General features: G+C 70.0%; 15 protein-coding genes and 1 pseudogene. 8 read left to right on the top strand and 8 right to left on the bottom strand.

Annotation, left to right across the window (positions count from 1 at the left end; translation table 11 throughout):
- The first annotated feature begins 235 nt into the window (after positions 1 to 235).
- Genes ACFY23_RS24835 through ACFY23_RS24820 form a run of 4 tightly spaced genes read left to right on the top strand, consistent with a single transcriptional unit; the run spans position 236 to position 4465 of the window.
- Positions 236 to 1618, top strand: coding sequence for an aspartate aminotransferase family protein (locus ACFY23_RS24835; RefSeq protein ID WP_350677019.1), 1383 nt, complete (start codon positions 236 to 238; stop codon positions 1616 to 1618).
- On the top strand, positions 1618 to 2805 hold the full coding sequence (locus ACFY23_RS24830; protein WP_350677021.1) for a mandelate racemase/muconate lactonizing enzyme family protein: 1188 nt from the start codon (positions 1618 to 1620) through the stop codon (positions 2803 to 2805). The genes ACFY23_RS24835 and ACFY23_RS24830 overlap by 1 nt, the downstream gene beginning before the upstream one ends.
- Positions 2802 to 3644, top strand: coding sequence for an amidohydrolase family protein (locus tag ACFY23_RS24825; RefSeq protein ID WP_350677024.1), 843 nt, complete (start codon positions 2802 to 2804; stop codon positions 3642 to 3644). Before ACFY23_RS24830 ends, ACFY23_RS24825 begins: the two co-directional genes overlap by 4 nt.
- A complete protein-coding gene (locus tag ACFY23_RS24820) occupies positions 3641 to 4465 on the top strand; it encodes an SDR family oxidoreductase (protein WP_350677026.1) in 825 nt (274 codons plus the stop codon). The genes ACFY23_RS24825 and ACFY23_RS24820 overlap by 4 nt, the downstream gene beginning before the upstream one ends.
- A gap of 43 nt (positions 4466 to 4508) precedes the next feature.
- Here ACFY23_RS24820 and tnpB read toward each other — a convergent pair whose 3' ends face one another.
- Both tnpB and ACFY23_RS24810 read right to left on the bottom strand, forming a co-directional pair.
- Entirely contained in the window at positions 4509 to 5888 is a 1380-nt protein-coding gene (gene tnpB, locus ACFY23_RS24815; protein WP_350677029.1) for an IS607 family element RNA-guided endonuclease TnpB, read from the bottom strand.
- Positions 5885 to 6465: pseudogene (locus tag ACFY23_RS24810) on the bottom strand (IS607 family transposase). The gene tnpB and the pseudogene ACFY23_RS24810 overlap by 4 nt, the downstream one beginning before the upstream one ends.
- A 170-nt stretch (positions 6466 to 6635) precedes the next feature.
- Here ACFY23_RS24810 and ACFY23_RS24805 point away from each other — a divergent pair.
- Positions 6636 to 8450: a hypothetical protein gene (locus tag ACFY23_RS24805; protein WP_350677030.1), complete on the top strand. Its 1815-nt coding sequence runs from the start codon at positions 6636 to 6638 to the stop codon at positions 8448 to 8450.
- 108 nt (positions 8451 to 8558) lie between these two features.
- On the opposite strand, the gene ACFY23_RS24800 is transcribed toward ACFY23_RS24805, so the two are convergent.
- Positions 8559 to 8936: a DNA/RNA helicase domain-containing protein gene (locus ACFY23_RS24800; RefSeq protein ID WP_350677032.1), complete on the bottom strand. Its 378-nt coding sequence runs from the start codon at positions 8934 to 8936 to the stop codon at positions 8559 to 8561.
- Between the two features lie 95 nt (positions 8937 to 9031).
- Here ACFY23_RS24800 and ACFY23_RS24795 point away from each other — a divergent pair, with 95 nt between their 5' ends.
- Positions 9032 to 9580: a hypothetical protein gene (locus ACFY23_RS24795; RefSeq protein ID WP_350677035.1), complete on the top strand. Its 549-nt coding sequence runs from the start codon at positions 9032 to 9034 to the stop codon at positions 9578 to 9580.
- A gap of 225 nt (positions 9581 to 9805) precedes the next feature.
- Here ACFY23_RS24795 and ACFY23_RS24790 read toward each other — a convergent pair whose 3' ends face one another.
- Complete coding sequence (locus ACFY23_RS24790) at positions 9806 to 10069, bottom strand: hypothetical protein (protein WP_350677037.1); 264 nt, start codon at positions 10067 to 10069, stop codon at positions 9806 to 9808.
- A gap of 181 nt (positions 10070 to 10250) precedes the next feature.
- Here ACFY23_RS24790 and ACFY23_RS24785 point away from each other — a divergent pair, with 181 nt between their 5' ends.
- Positions 10251 to 10403, top strand: coding sequence for a hypothetical protein (locus tag ACFY23_RS24785; protein ID WP_350677040.1), 153 nt, complete (start codon positions 10251 to 10253; stop codon positions 10401 to 10403).
- A gap of 279 nt (positions 10404 to 10682) precedes the next feature.
- Here ACFY23_RS24785 and ACFY23_RS24780 read toward each other — a convergent pair whose 3' ends face one another.
- The 4 genes from ACFY23_RS24780 to ACFY23_RS24765 form a co-directional block, all read right to left on the bottom strand.
- Complete coding sequence (locus ACFY23_RS24780) at positions 10683 to 11534, bottom strand: polysaccharide lyase family protein (RefSeq protein WP_350677042.1); 852 nt, start codon at positions 11532 to 11534, stop codon at positions 10683 to 10685.
- The gene (locus ACFY23_RS24775) at positions 11534 to 13051 is read right to left on the bottom strand and encodes an alkaline phosphatase D family protein (protein WP_350677045.1); all 1518 of its coding nucleotides are present in this window, start codon (positions 13049 to 13051) and stop codon (positions 11534 to 11536) included. The genes ACFY23_RS24780 and ACFY23_RS24775 overlap by 1 nt, the downstream gene beginning before the upstream one ends.
- 481 nt (positions 13052 to 13532) lie before the next feature.
- On the bottom strand, positions 13533 to 13781 hold the full coding sequence (locus tag ACFY23_RS24770; protein ID WP_350677047.1) for an aldo/keto reductase: 249 nt from the start codon (positions 13779 to 13781) through the stop codon (positions 13533 to 13535).
- 10 nt (positions 13782 to 13791) lie between these two features.
- The gene (locus tag ACFY23_RS24765; RefSeq protein WP_350677049.1) at positions 13792 to 13974 is read right to left on the bottom strand and encodes a hypothetical protein; all 183 of its coding nucleotides are present in this window, start codon (positions 13972 to 13974) and stop codon (positions 13792 to 13794) included.
- A 173-nt stretch (positions 13975 to 14147) separates the two neighbouring features.
- Between ACFY23_RS24765 and ACFY23_RS24760 the strand changes: the two genes are divergently transcribed.
- Positions 14148 to 16255, top strand: a 2108-nt coding sequence (locus ACFY23_RS24760) for a tetratricopeptide repeat protein (protein WP_387051283.1), incomplete at its 3' end; no start/stop codon positions are given.

Here is a 16255-nt window from a genome sequence, read left to right as displayed (position 1 = left end):
TCTTTCGGGCAGGGGGAAGCCGAATCTGTTCGCCAAGGCCGAACAGCGTAACAAAGCTGTTCGAGATTTTGGCACCCGACCTGTTGACCACCGCGATCAAGCGTGCTTAGTATCCCGAACATCGTTTGGCAATGCCGAACAGTGTTCCGAAATCTCGAAAAGTTCCTCCTGCGGCGGACACCCCCGCGGCGCGCGACCGGGCTGGGTCGCCGCGCCGCACCGATGAGGAGAAGGTGTGAATTCACGATCGGCCCCGACCGACGCCACGCTCGCCGAGCGGGCGCGCCGCGTCATCCCCGGCGGCGTCAACAGCGGACAGCGCAGCATCCCCGGCCTCACCGAGCTGGTGATCGCCCGGGCCTCCGGAGCGCACTTCTGGGACACCGACGGGCGCCAGTACACCGACTACCACGCGGCCTTCGGGCCACCCCTGCTCGGCCACAACGACCCCGACGTCAACGCCGCCGTCACCGAGGCCGGCAGACGGCTGGACCTGTGCGGCGTGGCCGTCACCGACGGGGAGGTCCGGCTCGCCGAGACCCTCGCCGAGCTGGTGCCCAGCATCGAGAAGGTGCTGCTCACCAGCACCGGCAGCGAGGCCACCTTCCACGCCCTGCGGGTCGCCCGCGCCGCCACCGGCCGGCGCCTGGTGGTCAAGTTCCAGGGCTGCTACCACGGCTGGCACGACTCGGTCAGCCTCAACGTCATCTCCGCCCCCGACAAGGTGGGCGTGGCCGACCCGATCTCCACCGGCATCCTGCCCGAGGTCCTCGACGCCACCCTCGTGCTGCGCTTCAACGACGTGGCCGCCGTGCGGGCCGCCTTCGCCGCGCACGGCGACGACATCGCCGCCGTCATCGTCGAGCCGGTGCCGCACAACGTCGGCTGCCTCCTGCCCGACCAGGAATTCCTGCGCACCCTGCGCGAGGAGTGCACCCGGGCCGGCAGCGTGCTCGTCTTCGACGAGGTGATCACCGGCTTCCGGCACGACCTCGGCGGCTGGCAGAAGATCAGCGGCGTCACCCCCGACCTGACCACCCTCGGCAAGGCCATCGCCAACGGCTACCCGATCGGCGCCCTGGGCGGCCGGGCCGACCTGATGGACCTGTTCAGCACCCACCCCGGCGCGCCCGCGTTCTTCGCCGGCACCTACAACGGCCACCCGGCCGTGGTCGCCGCCGCCATCGCCACCCTCGACAAGCTGCGCGCCGAACCCGTGCACGAGCACGTCTACCGGCTCGGCGAGCGGGCCCGCGCCGGCATCACCGAGGTCCTCGCCGACCTCGGCGTCCCCGCCGTGGTCACCGGCCACGGCTCCGTCTTCGTGACGTACTTCATGCCCGGCCCGGCGCCGCGCAGCTACGACGACCTGCTCCGCAACGATGCCGGCATGTTCATCGGCTACCGGCGGCGGATGCCCGAGCACGGCATCTTCGAGCTGCCGCTGAACCTCAAGCGCAACCACATCTCGTACGCCCACACCGACGCCGACATCGACCACCTCGTCGACGCCACCCGGGCGGCCGTCCGCGACACCCTCGCCGCCGGCGGGGTGACCGAGCTGGCCGGCACCGCCACCATGGGCGGCGCGACCGCCACCGGGGGAGGGCGGCGCTGATGCTGACCGTCGACAAGACACGCCCGGTCGGCCCGGCCGGGCGGATCAGCCGGGTGGAGACCCTCACCCTCGGCACCGCCTGGCGCGACTTCTCCTACGTACGCGTGCACACCGACGCCGGGCTCTCCGGCGTCGGCGAGATCACCCACCCGTACCGGTCGCGGGAGACCTGCCAGCTCGCCGAGGCGATGGCCGGACGGCACCTGATCGGCGCCGACCCGTTCGACGTCGAGGAGATCTGGCTGCGCATGTACCAGGGCGACTTCCTGCGCGGCGGCGACGTCGGCGGGATCGTCGTCTCCGGCGTCGACCAGGCCCTCTACGACATCATGGGCAAGGCCCTCGGCGTGCCCGCCTACCGGCTGACCGGCGGGGCCTGCCGCGACCGCGTCCGGGTCTACGCCAACGGCTGGTACACCGGCGACCGGGAGCCCGCCGCCTTCGCCGAACGGGCCGTCGCCACCGTCGCCAAGGGCTACACCGCGCTGAAGTTCGACCCGTTCGGCGCCGGCCTCGGCGAGCTGTCCCGCGCCGAGCTGCGCCGCTCGGTCGACATCGTCGCCGCCGTCCGCGACGCCGTCGGGCCCGAGACCGAGCTGTTCGTCGAGGGCCACGCCCGCTTCGCGATGCACACCGCCGCCCGGCTCGTCCGGGAGCTGGAGCCGTTCGACCTCGGCTGGTTCGAGGAACCGCTGCCGTGGACCCACATCGAGCGGTACGCCGAGCTGCGCGCCCGCGCCACCATGCCCATCTCCGGCGGCGAGCACTTCCACAACCGTTACGAGTACGCCCGGCTGTTCGCCACCGGCGCGGTCGACATCATCCAACCCGACCTCTCCATGGCCGGCGGCTTCACCGAGGTGCGCAAGCTCGCCGCCATCGCCGACCAGCACGCCATGGTGGTCGCCCCGCACAACTCCAACTCGCCGCTGTGCACCACCGCCTCGGTGCACGCGGTCCTCGGCATGCCGAACTTCAAGATCCTGGAGACGTTCGACGGCCTGCTGGAGGAGTACGTCTTCGACGCGGTGCGCGGCGCCCTGCCCGTGGTCGACGGGCACATCGACCTGCCCACCGCACCCGGCCTCGGCGTCGAGCTGGTCGACGAGGTGTTCGTCGAGCACCCGCCGAGCCACGGCTTCTGGAACATGTTCGCCGAGGGCTGGGAGAAGCGGGACCGCCGATGATCGTCGACGTGCACTCGCACCTGTTCGACTGCCCGGACCACGTCGGCGACCCGTTCGCCGCCGAGGCGGCCCGGGCACACGGCGGCGAGGTCGACCTGACGGTGCGGTGGTCGGAGTACGCGGCCACCGCACCGCAGGACACGAAGACGATCGTGGTCGGCGGCAAGGCCCGCCGCTCCGGCCTCTGGGTCGACGACGCCGCCGTGGCCGCGTACGTCGCCGCCCAGCCCGACCGGCTGGTCGGCTACCTCGCCCTGGACCCCACCCAGCCCGGCTGGCGCGACGAGCTGGAGCACGGGCACCGCGACCTCGGCCTGCGCGGCATCAAACTGATGCCCATGTACGCCGGATTCGACCCGGCCGACCCGGCCTACGACGACCTGTACACCTACGCCGTCCGGCACGGACTGCCGCTGCTCGTGCACACCGGGACCACCTTCGTCTCCGCCGCACCGCTGCGCTACGCCCTGCCGGTGCACCTCGACGAGGTGGCGATCCGCCACCCCGAGCTGCGGATGGTGCTGGCCCACCTCGGCCACCCGTACGAGGGGGAGTGCATCGCGGTCATCCGTAAGCACCGGCACGTCTACGCCGACGTCTCCGCGCTGCACTACCGACCCTTCCAGCTCTGGCACAGCCTCCGGCTCGTCCAGGACTACGGGGTGTGGCACAAACTGCTGTTCGGCAGCGACTACCCCTTCACCACCGTCGACGCCTCGATCGAGGGGCTGCGGGCGGTGGGCCGGGTGCCCGGCATCCCCGGCCTCGACCCGCTCGACACCGAGCAGATCGAGCAGCTGATCCACCGCCCGTCGCTCGACCTGCTGGTGTTGGCATGACCGTCGTACCGCCCTCCTTCGACCTGTCCGGCCGGCTGGCCGTGGTGACCGGTGCGGCGCGCGGGCTCGGGGCGGCCTTCGCCACCGGGCTCGCCGCCGCCGGCGCCGACGTCGTGGTCGTCGACCGGCCCGGCGTCGACCTCGACGCGGTCGCCGCCGCGATCACCGACCGCGGCCGCGCCTGCCACCCGTACGCCTTCGACCTGGCCGACACCGAGGCGATCGCCCCCTGGGTGGACGAGCTGCGGCGTGCCCACGGGCCGGTGCACGTCCTGGTCAACAACGCCGGGGTGGCCCGGCTGGAACACTTCAACGAGATCACCGTCGCCAACTGGCGGGAGGTGATGCGGGTGAACGTGGACGCCGTCTTCTTCCTCGCGCAACGCGTCGCCGAGCACATGATCGCCGACGGGGTGGCTGGCCGCATCGTCAACATCTCCTCGAAGAACGGGCTGGTGGCGGAGGCCGGACTGGCCCACTACAACGCCTCCAAGGGCGCCGTCGAGCTGCTCACCCGGTCGCTCGCCGCCGAGCTGGGGCCGCACGGCATCACCGCCAACACGATCGCCCCCGGGATGATCGCCACCCCGATCGACGGCGAGTTCTCCCTGGACCGGCAGGCGTTCGACGCCGCCTGGGAGGAGCGAATCCCGTTGCGCGGCGGCTACGGCACGCCGGCCGACTGCGTCGGCGCGCTCCTGTTACTCGCCTCCGACGCCGGCCGTTACATCAACGGCACCCACCTGGTCGTCGACGGGGGAGTGCTCGCCGACCAGATGCCCAGACTGCGGTTCATGCCGCCGTACCGCAGCAGCCTCTGACGGCGCCGACACTGCCGGCGCGCTGACGGCCTCACCGTTACCTTCAGTGCGCTCTGGTGAGCGCGCGATCGGCAGTCCTACCTTGCGGTGGGACGGTCCCGGTCTGACCGGCGGATGCCGTGCCGGGTTCACGTTTCATGGCCACCTGCCCGCGTACGCGGGTCTTATGGTCGGCTCCACGTGCTGCCACCGGGCCACTCCCGGCGGGGTCGAGCTCGGCCGCGAGGGCGGCGAGGTTCAGCGCAGCGTTGCGGTCGCGGTCGATGACCAGGCCGCACGCCTGGCAGTGGTACTCGCGCTCGGACAGGGCGAGCTTGGCTTTCGTCGCGCCGCAACCCGAGCATGTCTTGCTGGATGGGTACCAGCGGTCGGCGATGATCAGTCGTGCGCCGTTCCACTGGGTCTTGTAGGTGAGCTGCCGGCGAATCTCGGCGAGTCCGGCGTCGGTGATGTGCCGGGCCAGCCTGCGGTTGGCGAGCATGCCGGCCACGTTGAGGTCTTCGACCACGATTGTGCCGTGCTCGCGGGCGAGTCGGGTGGTGAGCTTGTGTATGCCGTCTCGGCGCAGATTCGCGACGCGGGCGTGGACGCGGCCGAGCCGGGCAGCGGCGCGTTCCCACCGTTTCGACGGCCGTCGTCCGATACGCCGGTCCGGACCCTGCTTGCGCGACAGCGCCCGGCCCAGCGTCCGCAGCCGGGCCTGCGCGACGCTCAGATGGCGCGGATTGTCGACCAGTTCGCCGGTGGACAGCACCGCGAGGTGCGTGATCCCGACGTCCACACCGACCACGCTGTCGGGTCGGGCCGGCGTTCGCTCGCATCGCTCAACCTCGACGCAGAAGGCGACGTGCCACCGGCCGCCGTCACGGCGGAGGGTGGCGGACATGATCCGGGCGGTGCCTGCTTCGAGGCGGCGGGCGAGCTTTCGGGCCGACTCGTGCAGCTTCAACCGTCCCAGTCGGGGCAGCACCACATGCTTACGGCCCGGCTCGACCCGGATCGTGCCGGTGGTGAACCGCACCGACGGAGTGGTGCGGCGGCGGGACTTGAACCGGGGGAACCCGACCGGCCGTCCGGCCCGCTTACCGGAACGAAAGTCAGCCCAATTCTTCAACCCGCGAGCGAGCGCATCCAGGCCGGTGTTGAACGCCTCCTTCGAACATTCCCTCCACCACGGGGCGACCTGCTCCTTGGCGGCGTTCCACGTCTTGCGCAGGGCGGGCAGCGTCCACGACATGCGTGGGGTCAGCAGGTCGTCCGGCACGCCGTAGGTTCGTTCGGCGGCCCGCTGGTCCATGACGGCCTTGACCCGCGCCAGCGCCCAGTTGTGCGAAACGCGAGCGGCCCCGGCATGCGCCAGCACCGCACGCTCCTGGCCCGGGGTCAGGTCGAGGGCGAACCGGTACGCCTGGATCGTCTTCACCCCGGGTCGTCCTTGGTGGCGGCCTCGACAGCGCGGCCGGCACGGTTCGCGGCGGCACCCCGCCCGTAGAGGCGGGCGCACAGCGACGTCAGGATCTCGGTTACGTCGCGCACCAGGTCGTCGTCTACCTCGGCCGGGTCGACCACGAGCAGCCGACGCCCCTGCGCGGCGAGGGCGGCTTCGACATACTCGGCTCCGAAACGCGCGAGCCGGTCGCGGTGCTCCACGACGATGGTCGTCACGGCCGGGTCGCGCAGCAGGGCCAGGAACCTCTCGCCGTGCCCATTCAGTGCGGATCCGACCTCGGTCACCACCCGGTCCACGGCCAGACGCCGTCCGGTCGCCCACGTGGTGACTGGGCGACCTGCCGGTCCAGATCCGTCTTCTGCTCCGACGACGACACCCGGGCATAGACCACGACCTGCCCGGCGTTCCGAGTGGCGCCCGTTAGGGGATCGCCGACCATGATGAGCCGCCCGAGCCGGTATGTAGGAACGGGCAATGTCCCGGCCGCGTACTGCCGACGAGCGGTGATGTACGCGACGCCCTGCGACGCCGCCCACTCCTTCAAATTCACACACTCCACTATAGAGCGACAGAGAGCACCAAAGATCCCCGCCGCCCTAGCTGCCGCTAACCCCCTCCGACGCACTTACCATCGTCCACGACGCCGAACGACCGACGGGTCGCGGGCCGTGGCCCGGTCAGGGGATCGCGGTAGCTGACGTGGCTGCAATCATTGGCGCCATGACGTCAGCAGGCGGCCGGCGGGTGAGGGATGCGGACGGTCGAGCGCACAGTCCTGTCGAGCGGCGACTGATCGAGTCCGTCGCCAGCGGCGAGGTGCTCGATCTGGCCGGCGACGGGCCGGTCGACGAGGCAGCGATGCGGTCCTGGGGCCATGAGCGGACGGTCTCGGCTTCGGTCATCCGCGAACTCGTCCGCGGCCGTCTGGTCAGCCAACCCGACCCACACGGCCTGCGGCTACGCGGAGCCCGGATCGCCGGTCAGGTCGATCTGGAGAACATCACCAGTGACCTGGCGCTGGAGCTGCGCGACTGTTTGCTGCCCAGCGGCGTGAATCTCCGCAATGCCCACCTGTTGGCGGTTGCCCTGACCGGATGCCGCATCGAGCAGGCGGCAGATTCGGACGACGCGCCGGTCGACGCCACACGCTTTGCCGCGCGGGTGCTCTCGCTCGAGGGGAGCACCGTCGCCAGCGCCAGCGAGCAGGGCACGGTCCGGCTACTCGCCGCCCGCCTCGGCACATTGGACTGCGGCGGAGCGCGGCTCGAGAACACCACCGGGCCCGCCCTCGACGCCGACGGCCTCCAGGTCGACCAGAGCGTGTTCCTGCGCGACGGGTTCACCGCCACCAGCGCCAGCCAGCGAGGCACGGTCCGGCTACTCGGTGCCCGCCTCGGCGGCCAACTGAACTGCGGCGGAGCGCAGCTGCGGAACACCACCGGGCCCGCCCTCAACGCCGACCACCTCCAGGTCGACCATGACGTGTTACTGCACGACGGGTTCACCGCCACCAGCGCCAGCGAGCAGGGCACGATCCGGCTACTCGCCGCCCACCTCGGCACATTGGACTGCGGCGGGGCACGGCTGAAGAACACCAACGGGCCCGCCCTCGAAGCCGACCACCTCCAGGTCGACCGGGACGTGGCCCTGGACGGCGGGTTCACCGCCACCAGCGCCAGCGAGCTGGGCACGATCCAGCTGCCCGGTGCTCACATCGGCGGCGTCCTCTACTGCGGCGGGGCACGACTGGAGAACACCACCGGACCCGCCCTCAACACCGACGGCCTCCGGGTCGACCAGGACGTGCACCTGGACGACGGGTTCACCGCCACCAGCACAGACGGCCAGACGGCGCTGGTGTTGACCGGTGCGCGCATCGGCGGGACCCTCCGCCTCGACACCGACCGAGCAACGCACACGGCACCGGACCAGGGATCGCTGATCGAGTTGGACGGCCTCACCTACAGCGGCCTGCCGCGACCAGCGTCACTGCCGCGCTGGCTGACCCTGCTGCGCGAGCACACCCCCGGCTACGCCGCCCAGCCCTACCAGCACCTCGCCGCCGCGTACCGCGCCGCCGGCCACGACCGCGACGCCCGCACCATTCTCATCGCCCAACGCCGCGACCAGATCCAGCGCGCCGGACTGACCACCTCCGAACGCGCCTGGGGTCGCCTCACCGGCATCACCCTCGGCTACGGCTACCAGCCCTGGCGGGCCCTGCTCCTGCTCCTCGCCACGCTCGCGACCGCAGTCACCCTCAGCGTCACCAGCGGCCACCACGGCGGCCTCGCCCAGAAGCCGGCGATCGCCGGAGAGGTCGCAGTCACCGCCTGCTCCACCATCGACCAGATCGGCGTGGGCCTCGACCTCGGCACCCCACTGATCAAAACCAGCGCCCGCGACCGCTGCCAACCCACCAACACCCCCGCCGGCCAAACCATCACCATCGCCAGCTGGTTCCTGCAACTGCTCGCCTGGACCTTCGCCACCCTCTTCATCGCCGGCTTCACCAACGCAGTTCGCAAAACCTGACCCATGCCACGCTGAGCCCCCAACGCCGAGGGAACTCACTCCGATCAGGTACGCGCCCTCGAGTTCCGGGTACTCGGGGGAGTCGTCGATCGACATCAGCCCATGACGTCAGTTCAGCGGGATACGACGCTCGACGACGCCGGGCGCGACCGGCTCGTACACGGTCTCCAGACTCCGCGTCAACCGGACCAGCGAGGCCAGGAATTCCCGGGTCTCGGCGTCGGTGGAGTAGAGAACGGTGCCGCGCATGCCACGGGTCAGCAGCACCTTGTAGGTGTTGCGGATCAACAGATCCGCCTCGTCGTCGCTGACCGACCTGCGGCTGCGGAACGCCCGGTCCTTCGACTCGTCCCGCCGAGTCACCAGCCGCCCGTCGCGGGCGACAGGGGTGGTGAGGGTGAGTGCTGCGCGCATGAGGAAGATGCCGGCGGCGGCGGTGACTGTGTGGGTGATGGCGGGGCGGGTCAGGGCGAGCCAGGTGGGCATTGCGTCGGTGGGGATTCGGGGTGCGGTGACGGCGATGAGGGCCCGTACTCCACGAATGATGGAACCCTTGGGGCTTCGCGCGCGTCGGTGATCGCATGAAGCTGCGCGCCGCGATTCTGGTTGCCCTGACCACTCTCAGCCTCGGCCTCGTCGTGCTGGTCTCACCGGTGCAGCCCGCTTGGGCCTGCTCTTGCGCCTTGCGGCCCGACCAGGAGGACGAGCGGGCGGACCTTATCGTCATCGGCACTGTCACTGCGGTGACGGACAGGGTCGTCCAACTCGCGGTCGAGTCGGTCGAGAAGGGCAGTCGGTCAGATGCCACGCTCAGGCTGGCCGTGAGCCGCGGCGAGGCCAGCTGCGGCTACGACTTTCGCGCTGGCACCCGGTACCGGGTGAATTCGGTCGACGGCGCCACTGGGCTGTGTTTCGGGATCCGCCAGTTGCCGGGCGCACCGTCCGCGTCCGCAGCGACCCCGACGCCTGTCGTGGCAGCACCTGCGCCTGTGCAGTGGTCCGGCCGTTGGTGGTTTGCGATCGGTGCGATGCTGACTGTTCTCGCCGCTGGATTGGTCGCCGTGGCCCTGTGGCGGCATCGGACCAGAGCGGGCAGCCACCGAACCCGTGGGCCAGCCACGGGCCAATAACTGGTTCGTCGAACGGTCACCAAGGGCATTAGCGGTCACCAATGCCAACCGGCTGAACAGGAGATTCGGACATCGTGGGGCAACCAGCCACCGACTTCCAAAACTGGTGCTCCACCCGTCAGACGAGCCGTCCGCAGCGAACTTTACCTTTAACCCCTGCGGGCTCCATTGGGGACCCGGGTTTACCACGGAAGCAGTCCTTGGTTGATGATCCTCTTGTTTAGTTTAGGCCGCCAGGGTGACTTCGCGGCGGCTGGACGAGTGGATCGGGCCGGACAGGTCGCCTCGCGTGACGGCGGCGGCCACGACGCGCTCGGCACGGCGTCGCCGCATCCGCAGGGCCGACGCGGTCACGCCCTGCTCAGCGGCCAGGTGCTCGATCAGTGCGTCGCCGAATCGGGTCGCGCTGATCAGCTCGGCGGCTTCGGCGGTGATCAGGCCAGCGGCGGCGGCCCGACCGAGCAGCAGGTCCGGGTGCCCGTAAGGCATCCGCGGTGAACGCGACCCGCTCGACAGGTCAAACCGCAGTTCCTCGCCATCACGGCGCCGCTGGACTTGCCTGCTGGCTAACGACCTCGTGCACCGTTGTCTGGAGTCGCCGTCTCCTCGGGGATTGGCCGCTTCATCGGTGGTGGGCTGTCGCTGGTAGGGCCTTCGGTCGCTTGGTGGTGTGTTCGGTGCGGTCGGTGTGTTGGTGGTCGGACAGCAGGCCTGCGATGGCGCGGATGGAGGCGTCGAAGTGTTCGCGTCGGCCGTGGTAGCGGGCCAGAATCCGCCAGTTCTTGAGGTGGCCGATGACGTGCTCGACTCGGATGCGCTGTGACGAGTGCCGTTTTCGAGCCGCGTCGTGTGCGGCGATGACGCTCGGTGGCAGCGACTTCTGGCCTCATCCCTGCCGACAAGATCAACGAGGCCTAACGGGCGGCACTCGCCTCCGACGTGCGGGGCCGGTTCGTGATCGACACCTCGACGCTGAACTGAGGCGTCCGTGCACCGCGCGTACGCGTGGTTCCGGCACCGACGAGGAAAGGCCCGCCAGCGGTCGCGGGCCTTTCCTCGTCTCACACCTGGTGACCCGGCAGCCTCTACCGGGCCGCCGACGTTACGACGCGGAGGCGGGCGGCTCGAAGACGCCGACCGCGTCGTAGGCGTGCCATGACCCCTCCGACTTGTCGAACGTCAACACGTTCTCGCCGGCCACGAACGCGTTCCGCGGCAGGGCGATCTCCACGATGGACGGGCGTAGCGGGCTGCCCGGTACGGTCGCGTCGCCCTGCAAGGACCCCCGCGTGGCACCCGTTTCTAGCGGCACGTCGGTCACGGCCCGGCCGTTGCACGACACGGCGATGCGGCCGGGCGCGCTGGCATGCGTGTCGATCAGCCAGATCGCGAGCGTGAGGTCCCGCCCCGGCGGCTCGGGAAGCCGGAACCGGAAACGGAACGTGTGGGACCTGCTGCCCGCCCACCGATCAGCCGGGCCCGGATGCAGGTACGGCCAGTCGGCTTCCGGCGTACTCACTCCGTGGGTGTAGTCGGCGCCGTCGGGGAATGTGCTGGAGTACTGCTGGTACCCGTTGGGCGCCAACGCCAATTCCAGGCTCTTGCGGTCGAAGTCACCGATGACAGCGATGGGCCGGCCGCTGATGGTCACCGACTCGACCGAGGTGGCGGCCAGCAGGTCCGTGGCCCGGCTGCGCTCGCCGGCCGCGTCCACGGTGACCACCCGGTAGTACCAGGTCTGGCCGCGCGGCCCGAGCCCGTCGTGGCGCAGCTGGCTGTAGATGGTCTTGCCGATGAGGGTGTCGGGGCCGGGCCGGAATCCGGGGTCGGGTGAGCCGTACACCGCGAAGTGGTCGACCAGCGGGCGGTAGGAACGGGCCTGCCAGGTGAGATCGATCCGGCCGATCCCGGCCGTCGCGTCGAGGTCGCGGACCGGGGTCCAGTTGCTGCTCATCACGCCTCCCGACGCAGACCGGGCCGGCCGGCCTCGGTGACGAAACGTGCGACGGTGGACAGCGGAGCGGCGTCGTCGCGCCTGACGTAGTCCACGATCTTGAAATCGGAGGTCAGCCGGTCGGGAGTCATCGTGCAGTGCACATAACCCCGGCGGCCGTCGTAGAACTTGACGTGCGGGTTACCCATCCAGAGCGCGGTGTAGCTGTCGGTCGGCGAGCCGTCGCCGTCCGAACCGATCGACGTCACCACGAGTTCCGTGCCGATGGTGGCTGAGGCCGGGTCGTTGAAGTCCGCCTTCAGTTCAGCCGCGACGTGCCGGTGGATGTCGCCGGTGAGCACGACCAGGTTGTCGACGTCATACCGCCGCACCGCGTCGAGGACCCGGTCCCGGCTGGCCGAGAACCCGTCCCACTGGTCCATGCTGAACGTCTTCCCGGGCCCGGTGTCCCGGTCGATCTGCGCCATCACCACCTGCTGGGCGAGCACATTCCAGGTGGCCTCGGAGCGGCGGAGGCCGTCGACCAGCCAGCGTTCCTGGGCAGCGCCGAGGATCGACCGGCTCGGCTCGGTGTGCTCGCCACCGGCGCTGCTGTCGGTGGGAAAGTTGTCCCGGTACTGGCGTGTGTCCAGCACGTTGAACTCGGCGATCTGCCCCCACGTCATCCTGCGGTACAGCCGCATGTCCGGCCCCTGCGGGAGCGAACTGCTCCGCAGCGGCATGTTCTCGTAGTACGCGCGGTAGGCCACCGCCCGCCGCCGCTCGAAGTCCGCGGGCGAGATTCCGTACTGCGAGTACACGTCCGCGTAGTTGTTCTGCACCTCGTGGTCGTCCCAGGTCACCACCCACGGCGCGCGTGCGTGCACCGCCTGGAGGTGCGGGTCGGTCTTGAACAACGCGTACCGAAGCCGGTACTGCTCCAGGGTCCGGACCTCGGCGTCATGCTCCGGCCCGACCTGGACGCCAGCGCGCCACAGGTTGCCGGAGTTGATGCCGTACTCGTAGATGTAGTCACCGAGGAAGAACACGAGGTCAAGGTCCTCGGCGGCCATGTGCCGATAGGCCGTGAAGTGCCCGTGGTACCACGCCTGGCACGAGGCGAGCGCGAAGGACAGAGCCGGCGTGCGATCCTCCCGCGCTGGGGCGGTGCGGGTGCGACCGGTCGGGCTGATGTGGTTGCCCGCCCGGAAACGGTAGAAGTACTCGCGGCCGGGGCGCAGCCCGTGCACCTCGGGGTGGACGGAGTGCGCCAGCTCCGCGGTCGCGACGGCGCGGCCCCGGCGGACCACTCGGGAGAACCGCTCGTCCTCAGCTACCTCGTACTCGACGTCCACCGCGGCGGCGGGCATCCCGCCATGCCCGTCCGCGGCCAGCGGGTCCGGAGCCAGCCGCGTCCACAGCACGACGCTGTGCGGCTCGGGATCACCAGAGGCCACACCGAGGCGGAACGGATCGGCGGGCACCCGCCCCCCGCCCAGCGGCGCGGCGTCGGCGGGCACGCCGGTGCCGAGAGCCACCGCTGCCGCGCTGACACCGGTCAGGCCAAGGAAGGAGCGTCGCCCTATGCGCGGTGGGCCGATTCTGTTGTCGTCGGAAGGATTGTTCACCCGGACAACTCCGATCGCTCGGGATTTTGGACCCGGACAGCGTCAAGGGCGGCCGTGAGCAGCAGGTGAATCCGGACTGACGGCACCGTGGACCGTCGAAGATCACAACCGGCCAGGGCTGGTGCGGCCACCGTCTGGACACGGAGTAGGCGTTACTCAGGTGGGCGCCGCAGACCTCTTCGGTGTGAACTCTCGGCGAGCCGGTCGGATCAGGCGTCGTTCGAGGTCATCAGCCCTGGTGGAGCTCGTCTAGGTCTCGTCCGGCTGGCCTGGTTGCAGCTCCAGATCGACATGACCGGGTCATGGGTGGTCACCCGCCGCATGCCGTGACCTCCTGGCGTGACCTGACGGACGACCGTGAGCTGATCGAGCCAGATCGCGCCGGGCGGGCTCAGCCGTTGACGAAGATGAGGCTGGTCGCGTCGTATCGGGTACCCGCGACCTGCTCGGGCGGGGTGGCGGCCTCGATGGCGGCGAGATCCTCGGTGGACAGCTCGACGTCCAGGGCTGCGAGGTTCTCCTCCAGGTACCGCTGCCGCCGGGTGCCGGGGATCGTCACCACGTCGTCGCCCCGGTGCTGCACCCAGGCCAAGGCGAGCTGGCCGGCGGTGACTCCCTTCGCCGCAGCCAACTCGCTCAACTTCGCGTTGTCATTCGGGGTCGTTGCGGGGGCGGAGCAGGATCTTGAGAACGGTCTGGGCGGCCCGACGTCGGGTAGGGGTGCGAGCGAACAGCGCGGTGAGCGCCGTGGTCGTGACGGTGGCGGCGTAGAGCACAGCAGCGATGCTTGCGCCGAGGGCGCTGTCGTGGAGTAGGGCGGGAAGGCTCGACATCGGGAGGACTCCTGCGTCTTGATGAGGTTGGTGTCCTCCGTTGTGCGCCTCCGGTCGGTTTCCGGCGATGCGGCCGCCTACTACCGTATGGCTATGCCCAGGCCGCGAGGGGTGAAGAGTTTTCCGGTCCGGATCCGGTCCGGAGCAGGAGCTCGGTGTTGGGCAGCCGCCCGATGAGTCAACTGTTGTCCGCCGCGGAGCGGTTTGCTACCGCGTTACGCGAGTTATACGAGGCGGCCGGCTCGCCGGAGTATCGGGTAGTGGTGAGGCAGGGCAGCCAGCAGCCCTCACCGGTAAAGCTGACCGACAGCAGTCTCAGCGACTGGCTCGGCGGCAAGTCAGTGCCCGCTGACCCCAGTGCGGTGCGGTTCCTGGTGCCCTTTCTCCAGGGCTGGGCGGCCAAGCAGCAGGGGTATCCGACCCGCCCGCTGGACTGGTGGCTCACGCTGCGCCAACAGGCATGGGCTGAGAAGAGGACTAACCGAGGTGGACGGCCAGCAGCGTCCACAGGGACATCGTCGGGCCGTTCGCCACGGTTGGGCGCGCCGATCGGCCATTACACGCCTCTGATGCTGGAGGTACATCGGGCGATCGATGTGCCTGGTCACGGAGGCCGTTTGTCGCTGTTGCCGCCGTATGTATCCCGTGCCCACGATGCGCAACTGCGGCAGGTGGTAGACGCTGCCGCTGGCGGAGCCAGCCGGATGGCGGTGCTGGTGGGCGGGTCGTCGACGGGAAAAACGCGGGCCTGCTGGGAGACGATCCAGTCCCTGCCGGACAGGTGGTGGCTGTGGCATCCGATCGACCCGTCCCGACCTGATGCCGCGGCGCGGAACTTGGACAAGGTCGGGCCGCACACGGTCGTGTGGCTTAACGAGGCCCAGCATTACCTGCTCGCCCCGGATCGTGGCGTTGGGGAACGAATCCGCGCTGGGCTGCGCAGCCTGCTACGCGACTCGGCCCGCGGACCAGTGTTGATCTTGGGAACAATATGGCCAAAGTACTGGACAACGCTGACCGCCCCACCCCCTGCCGCTGAAGATGAACCGTATCCACAGGCGCGGGACCTGCTTGCGGAGACCGTGGAGATCCCGGTGCCGGACACGTTCAGGGCCACCGATCTGCGCGCCCTGCGAGCCGCTGCAGACGGCGACCCGCGATTGCGTCACGCTGCCGAGCATGCCCAGGCCGGACGGATCACTCAACACCTGGCCGGCGTCCCCGAACTACTGCGTCGCTACCGCAACGCCCCACCCGCCGCGCGGGCCATCATCGATGTCGCGATCGACGCGCGGCGCCTTGGCAATGCCCTTGAGATCCCGCACGCGCTGCTGGAGCAGGCCGCTCCCGGATACATGAACGACACCGACTGGGACCAGGCCGGCGACGACTGGCTGGAACAGGCTCTGGCCTACACCGCGCGGCCTTGCCACGGCGTACCGGGACCGTTGACTCGTATCCGACCCCGACCCGGCGACTCCTCATTCTCCGGCGGGCAGCCGCACTACCGACTTGCCGACTACCTCGAGCAAGCTGGTCGCAGCGAACGTGCCGGCGCCTTCCCACCCGCCGCATTCTGGATCGCCGCCGCCGGCACCGTCACCAACCCCAACGTCCTTTTCCACCTCGGCCAACAGGCCGAACAGCGGGGCCGGTACCACCGCGCCACCCAGCTCTACCAACAAGCGGTACACCGCGGCAGGGTCGACGCGCTGTCGAATCTGGCAAAGCTACGGGAGAAGGCCGGCGACCACGCCGGCGCCGAAGCCCTCGCAATGCAAGCCGCCGAACGCGGCTACACCAGAGCCCTGCGGGACTTGGCATATCTGCGGGAAGCGGCTGGCGACTACGACGGCGCCCTGACGATGTACGAGCACGCCGCCGGCCACGGCGACAGGAAAGCGGTGTGGCCGGTGGTCGAGCTGCACGAGCTGCTCAGCGGCCGCCACCCCACCGATGCCGGCGAGGCCGCCGACCGCGGTGACACCGGCACGCTGTCGGCTCTGGCTCGGTGGCGGGAGGAGGCTGGCGACCATGCCGGCGCCCTGACGATGTACGAGCAGGCCGCCGGCCACGGCGACACCGACGCGCTGCGGTACTTGGCATATCTGCGGGAGCAGGCTGGCGACCATGCCGGCGCCGAGGCGGCCGTTGTGCAGGCCGCCGACCACGGCGACATCGGCGCGCTGTCGGCTCTGGCTCGGTGGCGGGAGGAGGCTGGCGACCATGCCGGCGCCCTGACGATGTACGAGCAGGCCGCCGGCCACGGCGACACCGACGC

The organism is Micromonospora sp. NPDC000121, assembly GCF_042899165.1.
In the GTDB taxonomy this organism is placed as follows: domain Bacteria; phylum Actinomycetota; class Actinomycetes; order Mycobacteriales; family Micromonosporaceae; genus Micromonospora.
The sequence above is the reverse complement of the archived record's forward strand: the minus strand, read 5'-3'. Positions and strand labels throughout refer to the sequence as shown.